This window comes from Streptomyces sp. NPDC058221 (assembly GCF_042882365.1).
Lineage (GTDB): Bacteria > Actinomycetota > Actinomycetes > Streptomycetales > Streptomycetaceae > Streptomyces.
In genome coordinates this window covers 1-14,901 of the sequence record NZ_JBHVWF010000034.1, presented here as the reverse complement: position 1 = coordinate 14,901, position 14,901 = coordinate 1, and the positions used below count along the sequence as shown (strand labels likewise).

The window sequence follows — 14,901 nt, the reverse complement described above, 5'->3', positions numbered from 1 at the left end:
ACCACGTGCCGGCCCATAGGACCCCGCACACGACGAACGAAGAACCCGAGGAGAAGGGCGAACAGGTATGCCGGAGAAAGACCATGCGACGGCCGGGAGCGTGCTGATCGTCGGCGCTTCCGCCGCCGGCCTCGCGACGGCAGAAGCCCTGCGACGCAACGAATACCAGGGCGCTCTGACGCTACTGGACGCGGAACAGCACCCGCCCTACGACCGGCCGCCGCTGTCGAAGCAGGTCCTGAAGGGAGACTGGGAGCCCTCTCGGGCGCATCTGCGCACCGATGAGCAGCTCGCCGCCTTGGACGCCGAGTTCGTCGCGGGCGATGCCGCCGCCTCCTTCGACTCGGCGGCCCGGACCGTCACGACGCGCACAGGTCGTCAGCTGCGCGCCTATCACGTGGTGATCGCCACCGGTCTGCACCCGAGGACCCTGCCCGGCCAGGACACTCTGGCCGGAGCGCACGTCCTGCGGTCCATGGACGACGCGCTGCGGCTGCGTCGTGATCTGCTCGGAGCCGAACGGCTGGTGGTCGTCGGCGCCGGCGTGCTCGGCACGGAGGTTGCGGCCAGCGCGCGCACCCTGGGACTGGACGTCACCATCGTCGCACCGGCCACGACACTGCTGGGGGACCAGGTCGGCGACATGGTCGGCGGCCTCCTCACCCAGCTGCACACAGAACAGGGTGTGCGCATGCGTCTCGGCGTCGCGGTCGATCGCCTCACCGGCGGGGACGGCCGGGTCACCGGCGGGGACGGCCGGGTCACCGGGGTCCGGCTGTCCTCCGGTGAGGTCCTTCCTGCAAGCGTGGTCGTGATCGCCGTCGGCGCGCGCCCGGCGACCGGCTGGCTCACAGGTAGCGGCCTAACGCTCGGCGACGGCATCGAATGCGATGCACACTGCGGCGCTGCCCCCGGAACCTGGGCCGTGGGAGACGTCGCGTCGTGGTACGACGTGCGGCTCGGCCGGCGGCTGCGCCTGGAGAACCGCACCAACGCCACCGAGCAGGCTCAGACGGTTGCCGCGAACATCCTGGGAGCAACCCGCCCCTACACGCCGGTCCCCTACTTCTGGACCGACCAGTACGCGGCGGAGATCCAGGTCCACGGGCTGCCTTCCCCGCTCGATGACGTGACGGTCGTCGAAGGAGACGTCGAGGAGCGCCGGTTCGCCGCGCTGTACAGCCAAGGCGGCCGGGCCACTGCCGTCCTCGGCTGGAACATGCCCAAGCAGGCCCGCCTGCTGCGCCAGCAACACCTCACGGGTCCGCCCGGCGCTGACTCTGCCCGCTCCGTGTGAACCCCACAAGCCAGACCGGGTGACAAGGCCCGGTCCCCGAGCGAAGGGAGAACTGCCCACGACCCCGGACCAGTACCGCCTCACAGAGGTACCTGCCGGACGAAAGCCCCACATTTCCGAGGGAGATTACTTATGAGTCAGAGCCAAGAGACCGTGCACTACCCGCTGCCCCAGACGGGTGCCCTGGACGCCCCCGCTGATTGGCAGCGGCTGCGCAGCCAGTGCCCGGTGGCCTCGGTCCAACTGCCCAGCGGCGACGAGGCAACTCTGCTCACGCGCCACGAAGACATCAAGACACTGCTTTCCGACGCGCGCTTCGCCCGCCCGACCGCGCAGGACGGCGCGGCCCGCCTCGCACCCGATGGTGGGGGCGGAGCCGTCGCCTCCAGCAGCACCGACGCGCTCTCCCTTCCCGCGAAGGGCGAGCCGCACCAGCAGTGGCGTCGCCAGGTCAGCAAGTGGTTCACCGCCAAGCGCATGACGGCTCTTCGCCCCGGCATGACGGCGACGGCCGAACGGCTCGTCGACGACATGGTCGCCCTCGGTGCGCCCGCCGACCTCAAGGCGCACGTCGGCTTCCTCCTGCCCGTCTACGTCATCTGCGACATGCTCGGCGTGCCCGCACAGGACCGTGACCGCTTCTCCCACTGGTCCGACGCGCTGCTGAGCCTCACTCGCTTCACCAAGGAGGAGACGGATCGGGCCCAGATCGAGTTCGTCCAGTACATGTCCGGTCACATCGAGACCAAGCGCGAGAACCCGACCGACGACCTGATCAGCACGCTCATCCGGGACTCCGCGAATGGCCAGGGACTCTCCGACTCGGAGCTACTGGCAACCGCCTTGGGCCTCCTGATCGCAGGGCACGAGACCACCGCCAACATGATCGGCAAGATGGTCGGCGTGCTCCTGGCCGACCGCAGCCGGTGGGAGCAGCTCCTCGCCGATCCCTCTCTCGTGCGCACCGCCGTCGAAGAGGCACTCCGCTTCGACACCAACCTCGGATTCGGCCTGCGCCGCTACATCAGCGAAGACACCGAGATCGGCGGCCAGACGGTACCCGGCGGCACCACCGTGATCTGCAGCATGCCTGCCGCCAACCGCGACGAAGACGTCTTCGACAACGCCGAGGAGATGGATCTGGACCGCAGCCCCAACCCTCACCTCATCTTCGGTGCCGGACCTCACTCGTGCCTCGGCCAGGCATTGGCCCGCACCGAACTCCAGGTGGTGTTGGAAGTCCTGCTGCGCAAGCTGCCCACCCTCGAACTGGCGATCCCCGTAGAGGAACTGCAACGAGTGGAAGGGCTGTTGGTCGGCGGACTGCGCACTGTCCCCGTTCGCTGGTGATCCCACCCCAGCCCCCGAGCACAGCCGCCCAGCGGCCCACACAACCCCCCACCGTCCCGATGAAGGGAGAGTCCGTATGAACGTCACCGTCGATGAAGACAAGTGCTGCGGCGCCGGCCAGTGCGTCCTGATTGCCCCAGAGGTGTTCGACCAACGCGACGACGACGGCATCGTCGTCCTGCTGGACGGCACGCCGCCGCAGGATCAGCGGACCGCGACTCGTGAAGCTGCCGCGGTCTGCCCCGCAGCCGCCATCAACGTCGTTGACGACGCCTGACCCACCCAGCCTCGATTTCACGGCCGTCATCCGATCCGCCAGGGGGCTGGCCGTCCCGCGCGCGTCTACCCGACCTCCGGCTCCGGGAGGCTGCGGTCCCGGTCGGTTTGTGCTGAGGCGCGGCCGGGGCGGCGGACGAATCCCGCTGCGGCGAGCCTCCCAGAACCTATTTCGAGACTTTTTGTCTCGCATTGAGTTATGCTGAGCTGGCCGAGCTGAGCTCGACTTTTGCGTGGGTCGAGTCGGCCATGGCTCGGCCCCGGAGCGAAAGGAAGACTGATGAGTGATCGCCTGAAGGGCCGTGCGGCGCTGGTGACGGGGAGCGGGAACGGTATCGGCAAGGAGCTCGCCCTCCGTCTGGCGGCCGAGGGGGCGAACGTCGTCGTGAATGACCTTGGTACGAGTGTCGGCGGCGAGGGGCGAAGCTCCGAGGCCGCGGACGCGACCGTCGCGGAGATTCTCGCGGCGGGGGGCACCGCGGTCGCCAACTACGACTCGGTCGCCGAACCGGAAGGCTGTGCCAGTGCAGTTCGCACTGCCGAGGAGAGCTTCGGCGCCTGTGACATCGTCGTAGCGAACGCCGGTGCACTCGTGGCCGGCGCGATGGCTGGGCTCCAGGCCGACGACGAGTCCTGGCAGAAGCTTCTGAATCTCTACCTCGGGCAGAAGTTCTGGCTCGCTCGGGCCGCGGTACCGGGCATGGTGGAACGCGGATGGGGGCGGATGCTTTTCGCCACCTCGGAGATCGCCCGGGGCACGCAGGCCAACCCGCTCGGCGCCTTGGCGATGAGCGGTGGCATCGGCATGTGCCACGACCTGGCGCACCAGTACCGCGAGAGCGATCTGACGTTCAACTGCTACGCACCCGCAGCAGGCACACGCACCTTCGACCTCTACAAGGACGAGATGGATGAGGCCCTGCGCGCGCAGGGCGTACCCGAGGACGAGTTCGGGGCCTTCTACCTGCCGCCTGCCGACCGCATCGCGCCGATGCTTACGTGGCTGTGCACCGACGCAGCGGCTGAAGTGAGCGGGCAGGTGTTCGGGATGAAGGGGTCTGAGGTCACGCGGTGGACGGAGGCGGCGGACGGGCCTGTCATCATGAAGGACGATGACCTGCGTAGCCTCTGGACCCTGGACGAGCTCGACACGGCCGTCCCGAACCGGCTGATGTCCGAAGTCTGATCCAGCACGAAGAGGAACCTCACGATGTCGACAGGCGGGAAGCCCGGGAGAAAGCGGAGCGAGGAGGCCCGGGAAGCGATCCTGGAGGCGACTCGTGATGAGCTCGCTGAACGGGGCTATGACCGCTTGTCTTTCGACCGGATCGCGGCCGCGGCGGGCGTGGGGAAGCAGACGATCTACCGCTGGTACGCCTCCAAGAACGCACTCGTCGCAGAATGCATCCTGCGTGGGCGCGTTATTCCGCTCTCGATCCCGGTCGTCGATTCGGGAGACGTCCGCCAGGACGTGGCGTCCTGGCTCGACGCGTTCGCTGCAGAGAGTCGGGCGCCGCTCGCCGCTGAGTTGATGCGCGCCGGCACCGCGGCAGCCGCGGAGGATGAGGTCATCGCCGCCCGCTATGCCGAGGTCACCGATGCCACCGAAGGAGCGCTGGTCGCGCGTCTGCGGTCTGGCATCAGCGCGGGTCAGCTCCCTTCGGGGACGCCGGCATCGACACTGGCGGAGATGATCATAGGTGCCCTCGTGTTCCGAGTGCTCGCACGGCAGGAGATCACTTCTGCGTTCACCGGGGACCTGATGCGGATCATCTTCCGCATCAGGTCCGAGTGACGTAGCGGCGGTGGCGAGATGCCCCAGGAAAGAGGACTGATCTCGCCACCGGACGAGCCCTGCGCTGATGGGCCCGGGCAGCGAGATCATCGCCGGGAGGGGCACGTCGTCGTCGGGTAAACGGAGCGGCTCTCGGTGGGCCGTCTAGTGATGAGTGCTTCCGCAGCAACCTGGGCGGGGCATCGCTCATTGTCATAGACCTCGAAGACCAGCGGACCGAGGTGGCCTCGAAGATGCGCGTCGGCGAGGATGACTGCTTCTGATACCTCTCAGCCGTCCAGCAGCTCGACCAGCGCGCCGGCAACGGCGGCCATGCCCTTCTCATTGGGATGGAAGGAGTGCGCCGTTGACTCAAGGGTTGGCTGGTACCCGAAGACCCATGGTTCGGGCGATCCGAGCGCATGGTCTGCGCTCAGCTCAGAAGCCCGCAGGACATCGGCCCCGGTGCGGTCCGCCGCAATTCCGTAAGCCTGCGCGATGCCGTCCTGGATTCTGCGGAACGCGGCCTTCTGCGCTGCCGAGAACGGCACGTCGTTGTCGGGGCCGGTGGCACGGCCCAGGACCGTCAGGTAGTCGACGAGGATCACGCGAGCACCGGCAGCGCGAGAACGAACCGTCTGCACGATGCGAATCAGCCCCTGCGCCATTTCCTCGATCGCCTCTGTGGTCGGCGCAGGGATACCTCGGGGAAATTGCGGCGCCATCATCGTGACCAGCGGGTTGTTGGGATCCTTGTGCAGCCATGCCTCGTAGAGCATCGATCCGGCGAACTGGAGGTCGTTGCCGCCGGCAGTCAGCGTGACGAGGTCAGCGTCCGCAGGGACCCCCTCGATCTGCGGCGCGAACTCCACTTCCTCCATGGCGATCTGGGGTGTGTCCAGAATCGTGGAGGTCGTCGCCCCGGAGACCGTCAGATCGATGAGGTCCGCGCCGAGCCGCTCCGCGACCAGGTGTGCGTAGTTGCGCTTCGACCGCATCGCGGAGGAGTTCTCGACCGGTTCGATGCCCGGCCCCGCTGCAAAGGAACTGCCCAGGGCAACGACGCGCAGGTATTGAGTCATCGCTCGATGCTCGCAGGATCGGGCTTCCTGCGCTTTCTGAACTCCTGCCCGGCACGGGAGCCGCCGTCGACGAGGATGTCGGTGCCGGTGAGGTATCCGGGTTCGGTGCTCGCGGCGAAAGCGAGGATCGATGCGATCTCTGCCGGCTCGCCGAACCGCTTGATGGCCGCGGACTTCAGCAGGTCCGATGCGCCGTGGTCCTTCTCGAGCTGGCCCATCGCGGTGTCGAAGCTGCCCGGGGAGACAGAGACGACGCGAGCTCCGCGCCTGCCGAAGTCAGCAGCGAGGAAACGCGTGTACCAGATGACGAATGCCTTGCTGAGCCCGTAGGCGAGACCGGAGCGGAGCTTCTTGCCCGCGACCTTCGAGCGCGCGACAATCGCTCGCTCGAAAGCGCCGGGATCCGTCTCGGCGCGGGAGAAAGCGCGGAAGGGAATCAGGAGCTTCGGCACACCGTGCCCGGCGGTGGAGGCGACATTGACCAGGGCGTCGCCCTCTGCCGCTCGGCCGAGGAATGCCTGTGCGATGTTGACCGTACCGATGCCGTTGATGCGTGCGATCCGCCCGGGTGTACCCATCTGGGGGCTGATACCGGCGGCATGCACGACCGCGCGCACGTGGTGTCCGCCGTCGGCGGCGGCGTCGAAGAGCCGGTCGACGGAGGATCGGTCGGTGATGTCGCACGCGAACCCGGCGGCGTCGATGTCGAGCGCGGCAAGCTCGCTGACCGCTTTGTCGATGCGGTCCTGATCGAGGTCAGCGAGCACGATGCGGTGGTCACGGCCGAGGATCCGGGCGGTGGCGAACCCCATGCCGCCGGCGCCTCCTGTGATCAAAGCGGTCCGGGTCATTCAGATCTCCTGAGAACTGTTCGTAGGGGCCCCGACATGCTTGCTCACGAACGCGCCGATCTCGGCGGACACGAGGGCTTCCTCGGGAGCGTTGCCGTAGCCGGCATGCGGGCGGGCATCGAAGATGTGCAGGTCCGCGTCGACGCCGGCCTCGCGGAGCCTGCGGTGCATCCGGACCGTGTTGGAAAGGAACAGGTCGCGCGTGCCGGAGACCAGCAGCGTGGATGGAAAACCGGTGACGTCACCGAACAGCGGAGACAGGTAGGGGTCGGCAAGGTCGTGGCCGCCGGCGTAGAGCAGGTTGGTCTCGCGCAGGCTCTGCAGCCCGACGCTGACGTCGGCGAGGGTGGCGAAGCTGTCGCCGGACTCCGTGAGATCGACCTCCGGGGTCAGCAGGATCAGGGCGGCCGGCATGGGCAAGCCTTCCGCCTTGGCACGCAGGAGCAGCGCCGCGGCAAGATTGCCACCGGCGGAACCACCGCCGACGACGATCCGCGACGGGGCGCGCACCTCAAGGAGCGTCTTGTAGACGGCGACGACATCGTCGAGCGCGGCAGGGTAGGGATGGGCAGGGGGCATCCGGTAATCCGGTGCCCAGTGCACGACGGGCGCGCTCAGAGCGCTGATCCCGGTCATGACTCGGGTGAGGTCGCCTCCTCCCGTGATCAGGCCCCCGCCGTGGATGCTGAGGTAGACGGGTGAGTCCTCGGCAGTCGGAGCCCCCTCCGGGGTGACGACATAGGTGGGGACCCCGTTGACCTGCCGCAGTTCGGAGGTCATCGGCAACGTCATCCCGCCGAGCATCTGAGCGATCATCGCGTCGGTCTGCTCCACCATCGCCTCCCACCCTGCGGCGTCGTCGAGTGCCGGACTCGGCGTTCGGACGATGGGCACCTCCAGCCCGGCACGTGCGGCATCGCTCAGAAAGCTGGGGGCAGGCAGGGGAACGATCGGATCGCTCATGTTCATCTCCTGGGAAGAGGTTCCACCTATATTGGATACGCATCGTCTCCTAATTGCAAGTGCGGTGCTAGCCTCGGCCTCGTGACAGCACCAGAAGTCCCTTCCCCACCAAGGCGCGGTCGTCCGCGGGATCCAGCGATCCGCGAGCGGGTGCTCACGGTCGCCGCCTCGCAGTTCACCGATCGCGGGTACGACGCGCTGACGATGGAGAGCGTCGTCGCCGGCAGCGGCGTGGCCAAGCGGACTCTTTACCGGTGGTGGCCGACGAAGTCCGCTCTGGTCGCCGACGCGATACTCGCTGGTTTCCTCAACGTTCCGCACAAGCCGGTGCAGCACACGGCCGACATCTGGGCCGACCTGCGTGCCTGGCTCGGCGAGGTTTCCACAGCCATGCGTGGCCCCTACGGGGAGGTGCTGCGTGCGTCCACGGCGATCAGCGCAACAGAACCGGCCCTCGCCGCCGAACTCACGCAGACCTTCCGCCGCCCCGCCGCCACCGAGATGCGCTCCCGCTTCGCCGAAGCCGTCTGCGACGGACAGATCTCGCAGGACGCGGACATCGACGCGACCATCGACCTGCTGATGGGGATCATCGTGTTCGTGGGCGCTGGCCACGAAGACGTTGCCCGCATTCCTGCGGTCATCGGGGTGCTGAAGCTTGGCATCTCGAGCGAAGCAGCGCGCCGCAGTGGCAGTTAGAAGTCTTAACAGAGGCGCCCACCGCGGCTACGAAATCAAACTCGTCGACATCCCCGCCTGGCGCCTCGCCGAACTCACCCCGCTCCCTGTTCCGGCCAGACTCACCAAACCCCACTCCCTCGTGGCCACCCTCCAACAACGACCACAGCCCATGGGGCTCACCAAATCCATCCAAGGCCGAGCCCTGCGCATCATCCAGGCCCTCATCATCGCCACCGAATCACAAGGCCATAAGGCAGCACTCGGAGCCACGCAAGGCGCTCCCCCACCCCACCGCCGCCGCAGCGCACCACCGCACTTCACCATCACCGCCCAAGGCGAAAGCGTCGGATTCCTCGTCCTTCAGGAACAGGACCGCAGCGAACACATCCCCACCGACAAGGAACTCGCCGACGCCAAGAAGCACTCATGGATGCGCATCGCCCGCTTCGACTACACCCCCTCAAACCGCCTGCGCTTCATCCTCCGCGGCGGCAGCCCGCACCGTGCGAACGAATGGGCCGATGTCCCCGACCGGCCGCTGGAAGACCAACTCGCCGAAATCGCACAAGAAGTCGACCTCCATGGCAAAGCCGCAGAACACAAACGCCTTGCAGACCAGCAAGCCAGGGAAGCCCAGCAGAGGCGCTGGGAAACCGCCATGGAGGAAGCGCGCACCGCATACGCCTACGCCTATCGCGTCAAGCACCTCGAAGAACAAACAGACGCCTGGCACCAGACCAAGCGCCTGACCGAATACGTCACAGCAGTACGCGACCACGCCACATCGCTGCCACCCGGTCAGGAAAGGACAGAGATCGAGGCGTGGCTCGCCTTCACGGACGCCCGGCTCCAGCACCTCACCGAGTCCGCCGCAGCGCCGAAGCTGCCCTCCCCGCCCAAGCCCAGCGGCGACGACCTCAAGCCTTTCCTCGGCCACTGGAGCCCCTACGGACCCCGTTCCTACTGAGCCTTAAATCCAGCGATACCGAGCACGGGTTCGCCAAGAGGCGGTAGAGAGGGAGCCCCTCAAGCCGTACTCGACACACCGTCACCTGCAGAAACGAGCACCTGGCACCTCATCAGAACGTGCGTCAGAAGGGCCCAACGTGCGTCGAATATGCGTCAAGATATCGCCCGTAACACCCACAGCGCACATAATGCACATTCGGCGAAACCGCAGGTCAGACGCCCTTTGCGACAGGCTCAAGGATCGCGACGCACTCCACATGGTGCGTCATCGGAAACAGATCGAACGCCCGCAGCGTCCGCACCTTGTAGCCGCCCTCAGCGAAGTACGCCAGGTCCCGCGCCAGCGCCGCCGGGTCGCAGGCCACGTACGCGATCTTGCGCGCCCCTAGGGCCGACAGGCGCTTGACGACCTGCTTGCCCGCTCCTGCGCGCGGCGGGTCCAGGACGATCAGGTCGCACTCGGTGATGCCGGTGCGGGGCAGGATCTGGTCGACCTTGCCGTGCTCGATGCGGACCCGCTCCAGGTCCTTGAGGTTATGGCGGGCGTCCTCGACGGCGCGCTTGCCGGACTCGATGCCGAGCACCGCGCCCTTCTCGCCGATGCGCTGGCCGATGGCGCCGGCGAACAGGCCGACACCGCAGTAGAGGTCGAGCGCCATGTCGTTCTTGCGGGGCAGCAGGCCCTGCATGACTGCGCGGACCAGGGTGTCCGCCGCCTGCGGGTGGACCTGCCAGAAGCCGCCGGAGCCCACGCGGTAGGTGCGGTCGTCTGCGCGTTCGCGGACGAAGCCGCGGCCGTGGACGCGGTGCACTCCGCCGTCGTGCTCGTCCACGCGGAGGACCGAGACAGGCTTGTCCAGCTCGACCAGCGGGAGCCGGCCGCCGTGGCGGGGGGTGAGGATGACCTGGCGGTCGTTGGAACCGGTGGCGGCGATGGCCTCCACCGTGGCCATCTGGGGCCAGTCCTGCTTCTCGATGCCGAGCTCGGAGACGCCGGGGGCGGCGATCAGGCACTGGTCGATGATCTCGATGTCGTGCGAGCGGTGCTTGCGCAGTCCGACCCGGCCGTCCTCGTCGATGGCGTACTGGACCCGGGTGCGCCAGGCCGGCACCTCGCCCGGCGGGAGCTTGTCGCCCTCGGCCGGCATGACGGTGCCGTCCCAGCCGGCCTCCTCCGGGGTGAGGCCCGCGAGGTGCTGGAGCTGTTCGGCGATCACTTCGCCCTTGAGCCGTCGCTGGGCGCCGGGCTTGGCGTGCTGCCAGTCGCAGCCGCCGCACTTGCCGGGGCCGGCGAACGGGCACGGGGCCTTCACCCGGTCCTTGGACGCCTCGATGATCCGTACCGCGTCGGCGCGCAGGAAGCGGGAGTCGGCCGCACCGTCGGTGACCTTGGCGATGACCTTCTCGCCGGGGAGCGTGTGACGTACGAACAGGACCTGGCCCTCGGCCGTACGGGCGATGCAGTGGCCGCCGTGGGCGACGGGGCCGACCTCGACCTCGTACTCCTGCCCCACGAGCGACTCGGCGGCCTGCGTCTCCCCGGTCTGCGTCTCGACGGCCTGCGTTTCCTCTACCTGCGTTTCCGCGCCCTCGACCTGCGTTTCCCCGGTCTGCGTTTCCCCGGTCTGCGGCGAAGTGGATTCGTTCTGCATGAGGGGGAGGCTCCAGAGATCAGGAAGGGGGAACGGCAAGCGGCCGGACAACAACCTACGAGTCTACGTGGGTGTCGTCCGGCTGCTTACCAGGAACGGCGGGCGTACGTACAGCTGACCCGCGTCAGCCCTTGTGCGTGTGGTGCGTGTGCTCCTTGGACCTGCGCTCCACCGGGCCCCGGCGCACCGAGCCGGGGGCGCTCCAGTCCGCGCGCCTGCGGGCCCGCTTCTTGGCCGCCTCGGAGGACTCCAGCTGGTACGGGACGGAGGTGACCATCACACCGGGGGTGAAGAGCAGCCGGCCCTTGAGCCGCAGGGCGCTCTGGTTGTGCAGCAGGTGCTCGTACCAGTGGCCGACGACGTACTCCGGGATGTAGACGCTCACGACATCGCGCGGGCTCTCCCGGCGCAGGCCCTTGACGTACTCGATGACCGGACGGGTCACTTCGCGGTACGGCGAGTCGAGGATCTTCAGCGGCACGTTGATGCCGCGCCGCTCCCAGTCCTCCCGGAGCGCCTTCGTCTCCGCCGGGTCGACGCTGATGGAGAGCGCCTCCAGGTGGTCCGTGCGGATCAGCTTCGCGTACGCGAGCGCGCGCAGGGTGGGGCGGTGGAGCTTGGAGACCAGGACGATCGAGTGGACCCGGGAGGGCCGGATGTTCTCGTCCGACGGGGCGTCGTCGGCTGCGATCTCCGCGGCGACCCGGTCGTAGTGCTTACGGATCGCGGTCATCGTGCCGTAGAAGATCACCATGCCGAGCAGGGCGACCCAGGCGCCGTGGGTGAACTTGGTGGCGAGGACCACGACGAGCACCAGGCCGGTGAAGAAGGCGCCGAAGGTGTTGATCGCGCGGGAGCGGATCATGTGGCGGCGCTTGACCGGGTCCTTCTCGGCGCGCAGGTGCCGGTTCCAGTGCCGGACCATGCCGGTCTGGCTGAGGGTGAAGGAGACGAACACGCCGACGATGTAGAGCTGGATCAGCCGGGTCGAGTCCGCCCCGTAGATGACGACCAGCAGGATCGCCGCCCCGGCCAGCAGCACGATGCCGTTGGAGAAGGCGAGCCGGTCGCCGCGGGTGTGCAGCTGGCGGGGCAGGTAGCTGTCCTGGGCCAGGATCGAGCCGAGCAGCGGGAAGCCGTTGTAGGCGGTGTTCGCGGCCAGGAAGAGGACGAGCGCGGTGGCCGCGGCGAGGATGACGAAGAAGAACGTTCCGTCGCCGAAGACGGCGGCCGCGACCTGGGAGATCACCGGGTCCTGGACGAAGGCCGAACCGACCGGGGAGCCGTGGTTGATCAGGTCGGACGCCGGGTTCTCGGCCATCTTCACATCGGTGGCCATGGCCAGTGCGATGATCCCGCAGAACATGGTGACGGCCAGCAGGCCCATCGCCGCCAGGGTGGTGGCGGCGTTCTTGCTCTTCGGCTTGCGGAAGGCGGGGACACCGTTGCTGATCGCCTCGACTCCGGTGAGGGCGGCGCAGCCGGAGGAGAACGCCCGCAGCAGCAGGAAGACCAGGGCGAAGCCGGCCAGCCCCTGGTGTTCGGCCTTGATCGTGTAGCCGGAGGTCGGGGCGTGCATGGTGTCACCGAGGACCAGTCCGCGGAAGGCACCCCAGATGATCATGACGAAGACGCCGGCCACGAAGAGGTACGTGGGGATGGCGAAGAGCTTCCCGGACTCCTTCACACCGCGCAGGTTCATCACCGTCAGCAGGACGATGGCCGCGACGGCGCAGGCCGTCTTGTGCTCGACGACGAACGGGATCGCGGAGCCGAGGTTCTCCACTCCGGAGGCGATCGACACGGCGACGGTCAGGACGTAGTCGACCAGCAGGGCGCTGGCCACGGTCAGTCCGGCCTTCGGCCCGAGGTTGGTGGTCGCGACCTCGTAGTCGCCGCCGCCGCTCGGGTACGCGTGCACGTTCTGCCGGTACGAGGCGACGACGGTGAACATCAGGACCACGACGGCGACCGCGATCCACGGGCTGAAGTGGTAGGCCGACACGCCCGCGATGGACAGCACGAGGAGGACTTCTCCGGGTGCGTACGCCACCGAGGACAGCGGGTCGGATGCGAAGACGGGCAGAGCGATGCGTTTGGGGAGGAGTGTCTCCCCCAGCTTGTCGCTGCGCAGGGCCCGTCCGATCAGGATCCGTTTGGGCACGTCGGTCAGTTTGGACACGCTGAGGATCGTAAGGGTTTCGTATGAGGCCCGCCCACGCACCACCCCCGTGGCTCCCCAATCTCCTGCACTCGCGCGAAAAGGCCACGAAATCCTTAACGCGATCCTTGCGCCGGGGCCCGGTGGAACGCGTCCGAACACTTCGCGGAGTCCCCTTGCCGCGGCCCCTTTGCCAGGGTGGCCGCTCGATACGCACACTCGAATGAGGCAACGCACCCGGCGCCGCATAAGCTCATCCTGGGCAACGGGACAAACCGTTGCCCCATTGTTTGCCCGGCCAGCCGAGAAAAGAGTGTGAGCAGGGTGTTTTCGCAGGTCAGCCGGACGACCAGGACTGCGAGGTAGGCGCAAGGTGCACATCGTCATCATGGGCTGCGGGCGAGTGGGAGCCGCTCTCGCGCAGACCCTGGAGCAGCAGGGGCACACGGTCGCCGTCATCGACCAGGACCCCACCGCATTCCGGCGCCTCGGCTCCGGATTCGGCGGCCGTCGCGTCAGCGGCGTCGGTTTCGATCAGGACACCCTCCGCGAGGCGGGGATCGAGGAGGCCGGTGCGTTCGCCGCGGTGAGCAGCGGCGACAACTCGAACATCATCGCCGCCCGGGTGGCGCGCGAGATGTTCGGCATCGAGAACGTCGCGGCGCGGATCTACGACCCCCGGCGTGCCGAGGTCTATCAGCGCCTGGGCATCCCCACGGTCGCCACCGTGCGCTGGACCGCTGACCAGATGCTGCGCCGGCTGCTGCCCTCGGGCGCCGAGCCGCTGTGGCGGGATCCGAGCGGCGGTGTACAGCTCGCCGAAGTGCACACCACACCGTCCTGGATCGGCCACAAGATCAGCACTCTGCAGGAGGAGACGGGCGTCCGCGTGGCGTTCCTCACCCGGTTGGGCGAAGCCATACTGCCGTCGTCGCAGACGGTGCTGCAGGAGGGCGACCTGGTCCACGTGATGATGCGTACGGACGAGATCGTGAAGGTCGAGGCGGCCTTCGCCGAGGGCCCTGAGGAGGGCGGTCACTGATGCGTGTCGCGATTGCCGGGGCCGGTGCGGTGGGGCGTTCCATCGCGGCCGAGCTCCTGGAGAACGGCCACGAGGTGCTGCTCGTCGACAAGGCGCCGACCGCCATCTCGGTGGAGCGGGTGCCGATGGCCGAGTGGCTGCTGGCGGACGCCTGCGAGATCACCTCGCTGGACGAGGCGGCGCTGCAGCGGTGCAACGTCGTGATCGCCGCGACCGGCGACGACAAGGTGAACCTGGTCGTCTCGCTGCTCGCCAAGACGGAGTACGGGGTGCCGAGGGTCGTCGCCCGGGTGAACAACCCGAAGAACGAGTGGCTGTTCAACGAGTCCTGGGGCGTCGATGTGGCGGTCTCCACGCCGCGCCTGATGTCGGCCCTGGTCGAGGAGGCGGTGAGTGTCGGCGATCTGGTCCGGCTGCTGCGCTTCAGCCACGGCGACGCCAACCTGGTCGAGCTGACGCTGCCGCCGGAGTCGGCGCTGGCCGGCACCCAGGTCGGCGAGGTGGCGTGGCCCGAGGACACCTCGCTGGTCACGATCATCCGCGGTCAGCGGGTTCTGACGCCGAGCACGGAGGAGACCCTGGAGGCCGGTGACGAGCTGCTGTTCGTGGCGGCCCAGGCGCGCGAGGAGCAACTGGAGGACCTGCTGTCCGTGCGCCAGGGGGACTCGGAGAGCTGAGAACGACGCGGAGGGGCCCCGGGGGCGCCCCCCCCGGGCCGCGCCCCCCATCGGGTGGGGGCGGCGCCGGGGGGCGCTGAAACATGCGCGGCGGGGGGCGGGGGCGGCGCCGCGCGCCCCGGGCGG

Annotated in this window: 14 protein-coding genes; 9 read left to right on the top strand and 5 right to left on the bottom strand. The window is 68.2% G+C overall.

Translation table 11 applies throughout. From position 1 onward, the window contains the following. Positions 1-67: 67 nt before the first annotated feature. The 5 genes from ACFVW8_RS14020 (at position 68) to ACFVW8_RS14000 (ending at position 4,718) form a co-directional block, all read left to right on the top strand. Positions 68-1,297: an NAD(P)/FAD-dependent oxidoreductase gene (locus ACFVW8_RS14020; RefSeq protein WP_389689515.1), complete on the top strand. Its 1,230-nt coding sequence runs from the start codon at positions 68-70 to the stop codon at positions 1,295-1,297. 132 nt (positions 1,298-1,429) lie between these two features. Next, positions 1,430-2,647, top strand: coding sequence for a cytochrome P450 (locus ACFVW8_RS14015; RefSeq protein WP_389689513.1), 1,218 nt, complete (start codon positions 1,430-1,432; stop codon positions 2,645-2,647). Between the two features lie 76 nt (positions 2,648-2,723). Further along, on the top strand, positions 2,724-2,924 hold the full coding sequence (locus ACFVW8_RS14010) for a ferredoxin (protein ID WP_389689511.1): 201 nt from the start codon (positions 2,724-2,726) through the stop codon (positions 2,922-2,924). A 279-nt stretch (positions 2,925-3,203) separates the two neighbouring features. Further along, positions 3,204-4,109, top strand: a complete 906-nt coding sequence (locus ACFVW8_RS14005) for an SDR family NAD(P)-dependent oxidoreductase (RefSeq protein ID WP_389689509.1) — start codon at positions 3,204-3,206, stop codon at positions 4,107-4,109. 24 nt (positions 4,110-4,133) lie between these two features. Further along, positions 4,134-4,718, top strand: coding sequence for a TetR/AcrR family transcriptional regulator (locus ACFVW8_RS14000; RefSeq protein WP_389689508.1), 585 nt, complete (start codon positions 4,134-4,136; stop codon positions 4,716-4,718). Positions 4,719-4,987: 269 nt separating this feature from the next. Here the strand turns inward: ACFVW8_RS14000 and ACFVW8_RS13995 are convergent, their stop codons facing one another. Genes ACFVW8_RS13995 through ACFVW8_RS13985 form a run of 3 tightly spaced genes read right to left on the bottom strand, consistent with a single transcriptional unit; the run spans position 4,988 to position 7,593 of the window. Beyond that, complete coding sequence (locus tag ACFVW8_RS13995; RefSeq protein ID WP_389689506.1) at positions 4,988-5,779, bottom strand: SGNH/GDSL hydrolase family protein; 792 nt, start codon at positions 5,777-5,779, stop codon at positions 4,988-4,990. Further along, a complete protein-coding gene (locus tag ACFVW8_RS13990; RefSeq protein WP_389689504.1) occupies positions 5,776-6,630 on the bottom strand; it encodes an SDR family NAD(P)-dependent oxidoreductase in 855 nt (284 codons plus the stop codon). Before ACFVW8_RS13990 ends, ACFVW8_RS13995 begins: the two co-directional genes overlap by 4 nt. After that, a complete protein-coding gene (locus ACFVW8_RS13985) occupies positions 6,631-7,593 on the bottom strand; it encodes an alpha/beta hydrolase fold domain-containing protein (RefSeq protein ID WP_389689502.1) in 963 nt (320 codons plus the stop codon). It lies immediately after the preceding gene. 150 nt (positions 7,594-7,743) lie between these two features. Between ACFVW8_RS13985 and ACFVW8_RS13980 the strand changes: the two genes are divergently transcribed. Further along, on the top strand, positions 7,744-8,292 hold the full coding sequence (locus ACFVW8_RS13980) for a TetR/AcrR family transcriptional regulator (protein WP_389689500.1): 549 nt from the start codon (positions 7,744-7,746) through the stop codon (positions 8,290-8,292). A 151-nt stretch (positions 8,293-8,443) separates the two neighbouring features. Next, positions 8,444-9,241, top strand: a complete 798-nt coding sequence (locus ACFVW8_RS13975) for a hypothetical protein (RefSeq protein ID WP_389689498.1) — start codon at positions 8,444-8,446, stop codon at positions 9,239-9,241. A 214-nt stretch (positions 9,242-9,455) separates the two neighbouring features. On the opposite strand, the gene ACFVW8_RS13970 is transcribed toward ACFVW8_RS13975, so the two are convergent. Both ACFVW8_RS13970 and ACFVW8_RS13965 read right to left on the bottom strand, forming a co-directional pair. Beyond that, positions 9,456-10,895, bottom strand: coding sequence for a class I SAM-dependent RNA methyltransferase (locus tag ACFVW8_RS13970; RefSeq protein WP_389689496.1), 1,440 nt, complete (start codon positions 10,893-10,895; stop codon positions 9,456-9,458). A gap of 124 nt (positions 10,896-11,019) precedes the next feature. After that, positions 11,020-13,077, bottom strand: coding sequence for an APC family permease (locus ACFVW8_RS13965; protein WP_389689494.1), 2,058 nt, complete (start codon positions 13,075-13,077; stop codon positions 11,020-11,022). Positions 13,078-13,429: 352 nt separating this feature from the next. Between ACFVW8_RS13965 and ACFVW8_RS13960 the strand changes: the two genes are divergently transcribed. Together ACFVW8_RS13960 and ACFVW8_RS13955 are read left to right on the top strand one after the other, a co-directional pair. Beyond that, positions 13,430-14,098: a potassium channel family protein gene (locus ACFVW8_RS13960; RefSeq protein WP_389689492.1), complete on the top strand. Its 669-nt coding sequence runs from the start codon at positions 13,430-13,432 to the stop codon at positions 14,096-14,098. Continuing rightward, positions 14,098-14,775: a potassium channel family protein gene (locus ACFVW8_RS13955; protein ID WP_389689490.1), complete on the top strand. Its 678-nt coding sequence runs from the start codon at positions 14,098-14,100 to the stop codon at positions 14,773-14,775. The genes ACFVW8_RS13960 and ACFVW8_RS13955 overlap by 1 nt, the downstream gene beginning before the upstream one ends. The last annotated feature ends 126 nt before the right edge of the window (positions 14,776-14,901 follow it).

What these genes read in the sequence shown, in the direction of transcription:
- ACFVW8_RS14020 (WP_389689515.1), top strand. Translation starts at nt 68, where the DNA reads ATGCCGGAGAAAGACCATGCGACGGCCGGGAGCGTGCTGATCGTCGGC.
- ACFVW8_RS14015 (WP_389689513.1), top strand. Translation starts at nt 1,430, where the DNA reads ATGAGTCAGAGCCAAGAGACCGTGCACTACCCGCTGCCCCAGACGGGT.
- ACFVW8_RS14010 (WP_389689511.1), top strand. Translation starts at nt 2,724, where the DNA reads ATGAACGTCACCGTCGATGAAGACAAGTGCTGCGGCGCCGGCCAGTGC.
- ACFVW8_RS14005 (WP_389689509.1), top strand. Translation starts at nt 3,204, where the DNA reads ATGAGTGATCGCCTGAAGGGCCGTGCGGCGCTGGTGACGGGGAGCGGG.
- ACFVW8_RS14000 (WP_389689508.1), top strand. Translation starts at nt 4,134, where the DNA reads ATGTCGACAGGCGGGAAGCCCGGGAGAAAGCGGAGCGAGGAGGCCCGG.
- ACFVW8_RS13995 (WP_389689506.1), bottom strand. Translation starts at nt 5,779, where the DNA reads ATGACTCAATACCTGCGCGTCGTTGCCCTGGGCAGTTCCTTTGCAGCG.
- ACFVW8_RS13990 (WP_389689504.1), bottom strand. Translation starts at nt 6,630, where the DNA reads ATGACCCGGACCGCTTTGATCACAGGAGGCGCCGGCGGCATGGGGTTC.
- ACFVW8_RS13985 (WP_389689502.1), bottom strand. Translation starts at nt 7,593, where the DNA reads ATGAGCGATCCGATCGTTCCCCTGCCTGCCCCCAGCTTTCTGAGCGAT.
- ACFVW8_RS13975 (WP_389689498.1), top strand. Translation starts at nt 8,444, where the DNA reads ATGGGGCTCACCAAATCCATCCAAGGCCGAGCCCTGCGCATCATCCAG.
- ACFVW8_RS13970 (WP_389689496.1), bottom strand. Translation starts at nt 10,895, where the DNA reads ATGCAGAACGAATCCACTTCGCCGCAGACCGGGGAAACGCAGACCGGG.
- ACFVW8_RS13955 (WP_389689490.1), top strand. Translation starts at nt 14,098, where the DNA reads ATGCGTGTCGCGATTGCCGGGGCCGGTGCGGTGGGGCGTTCCATCGCG.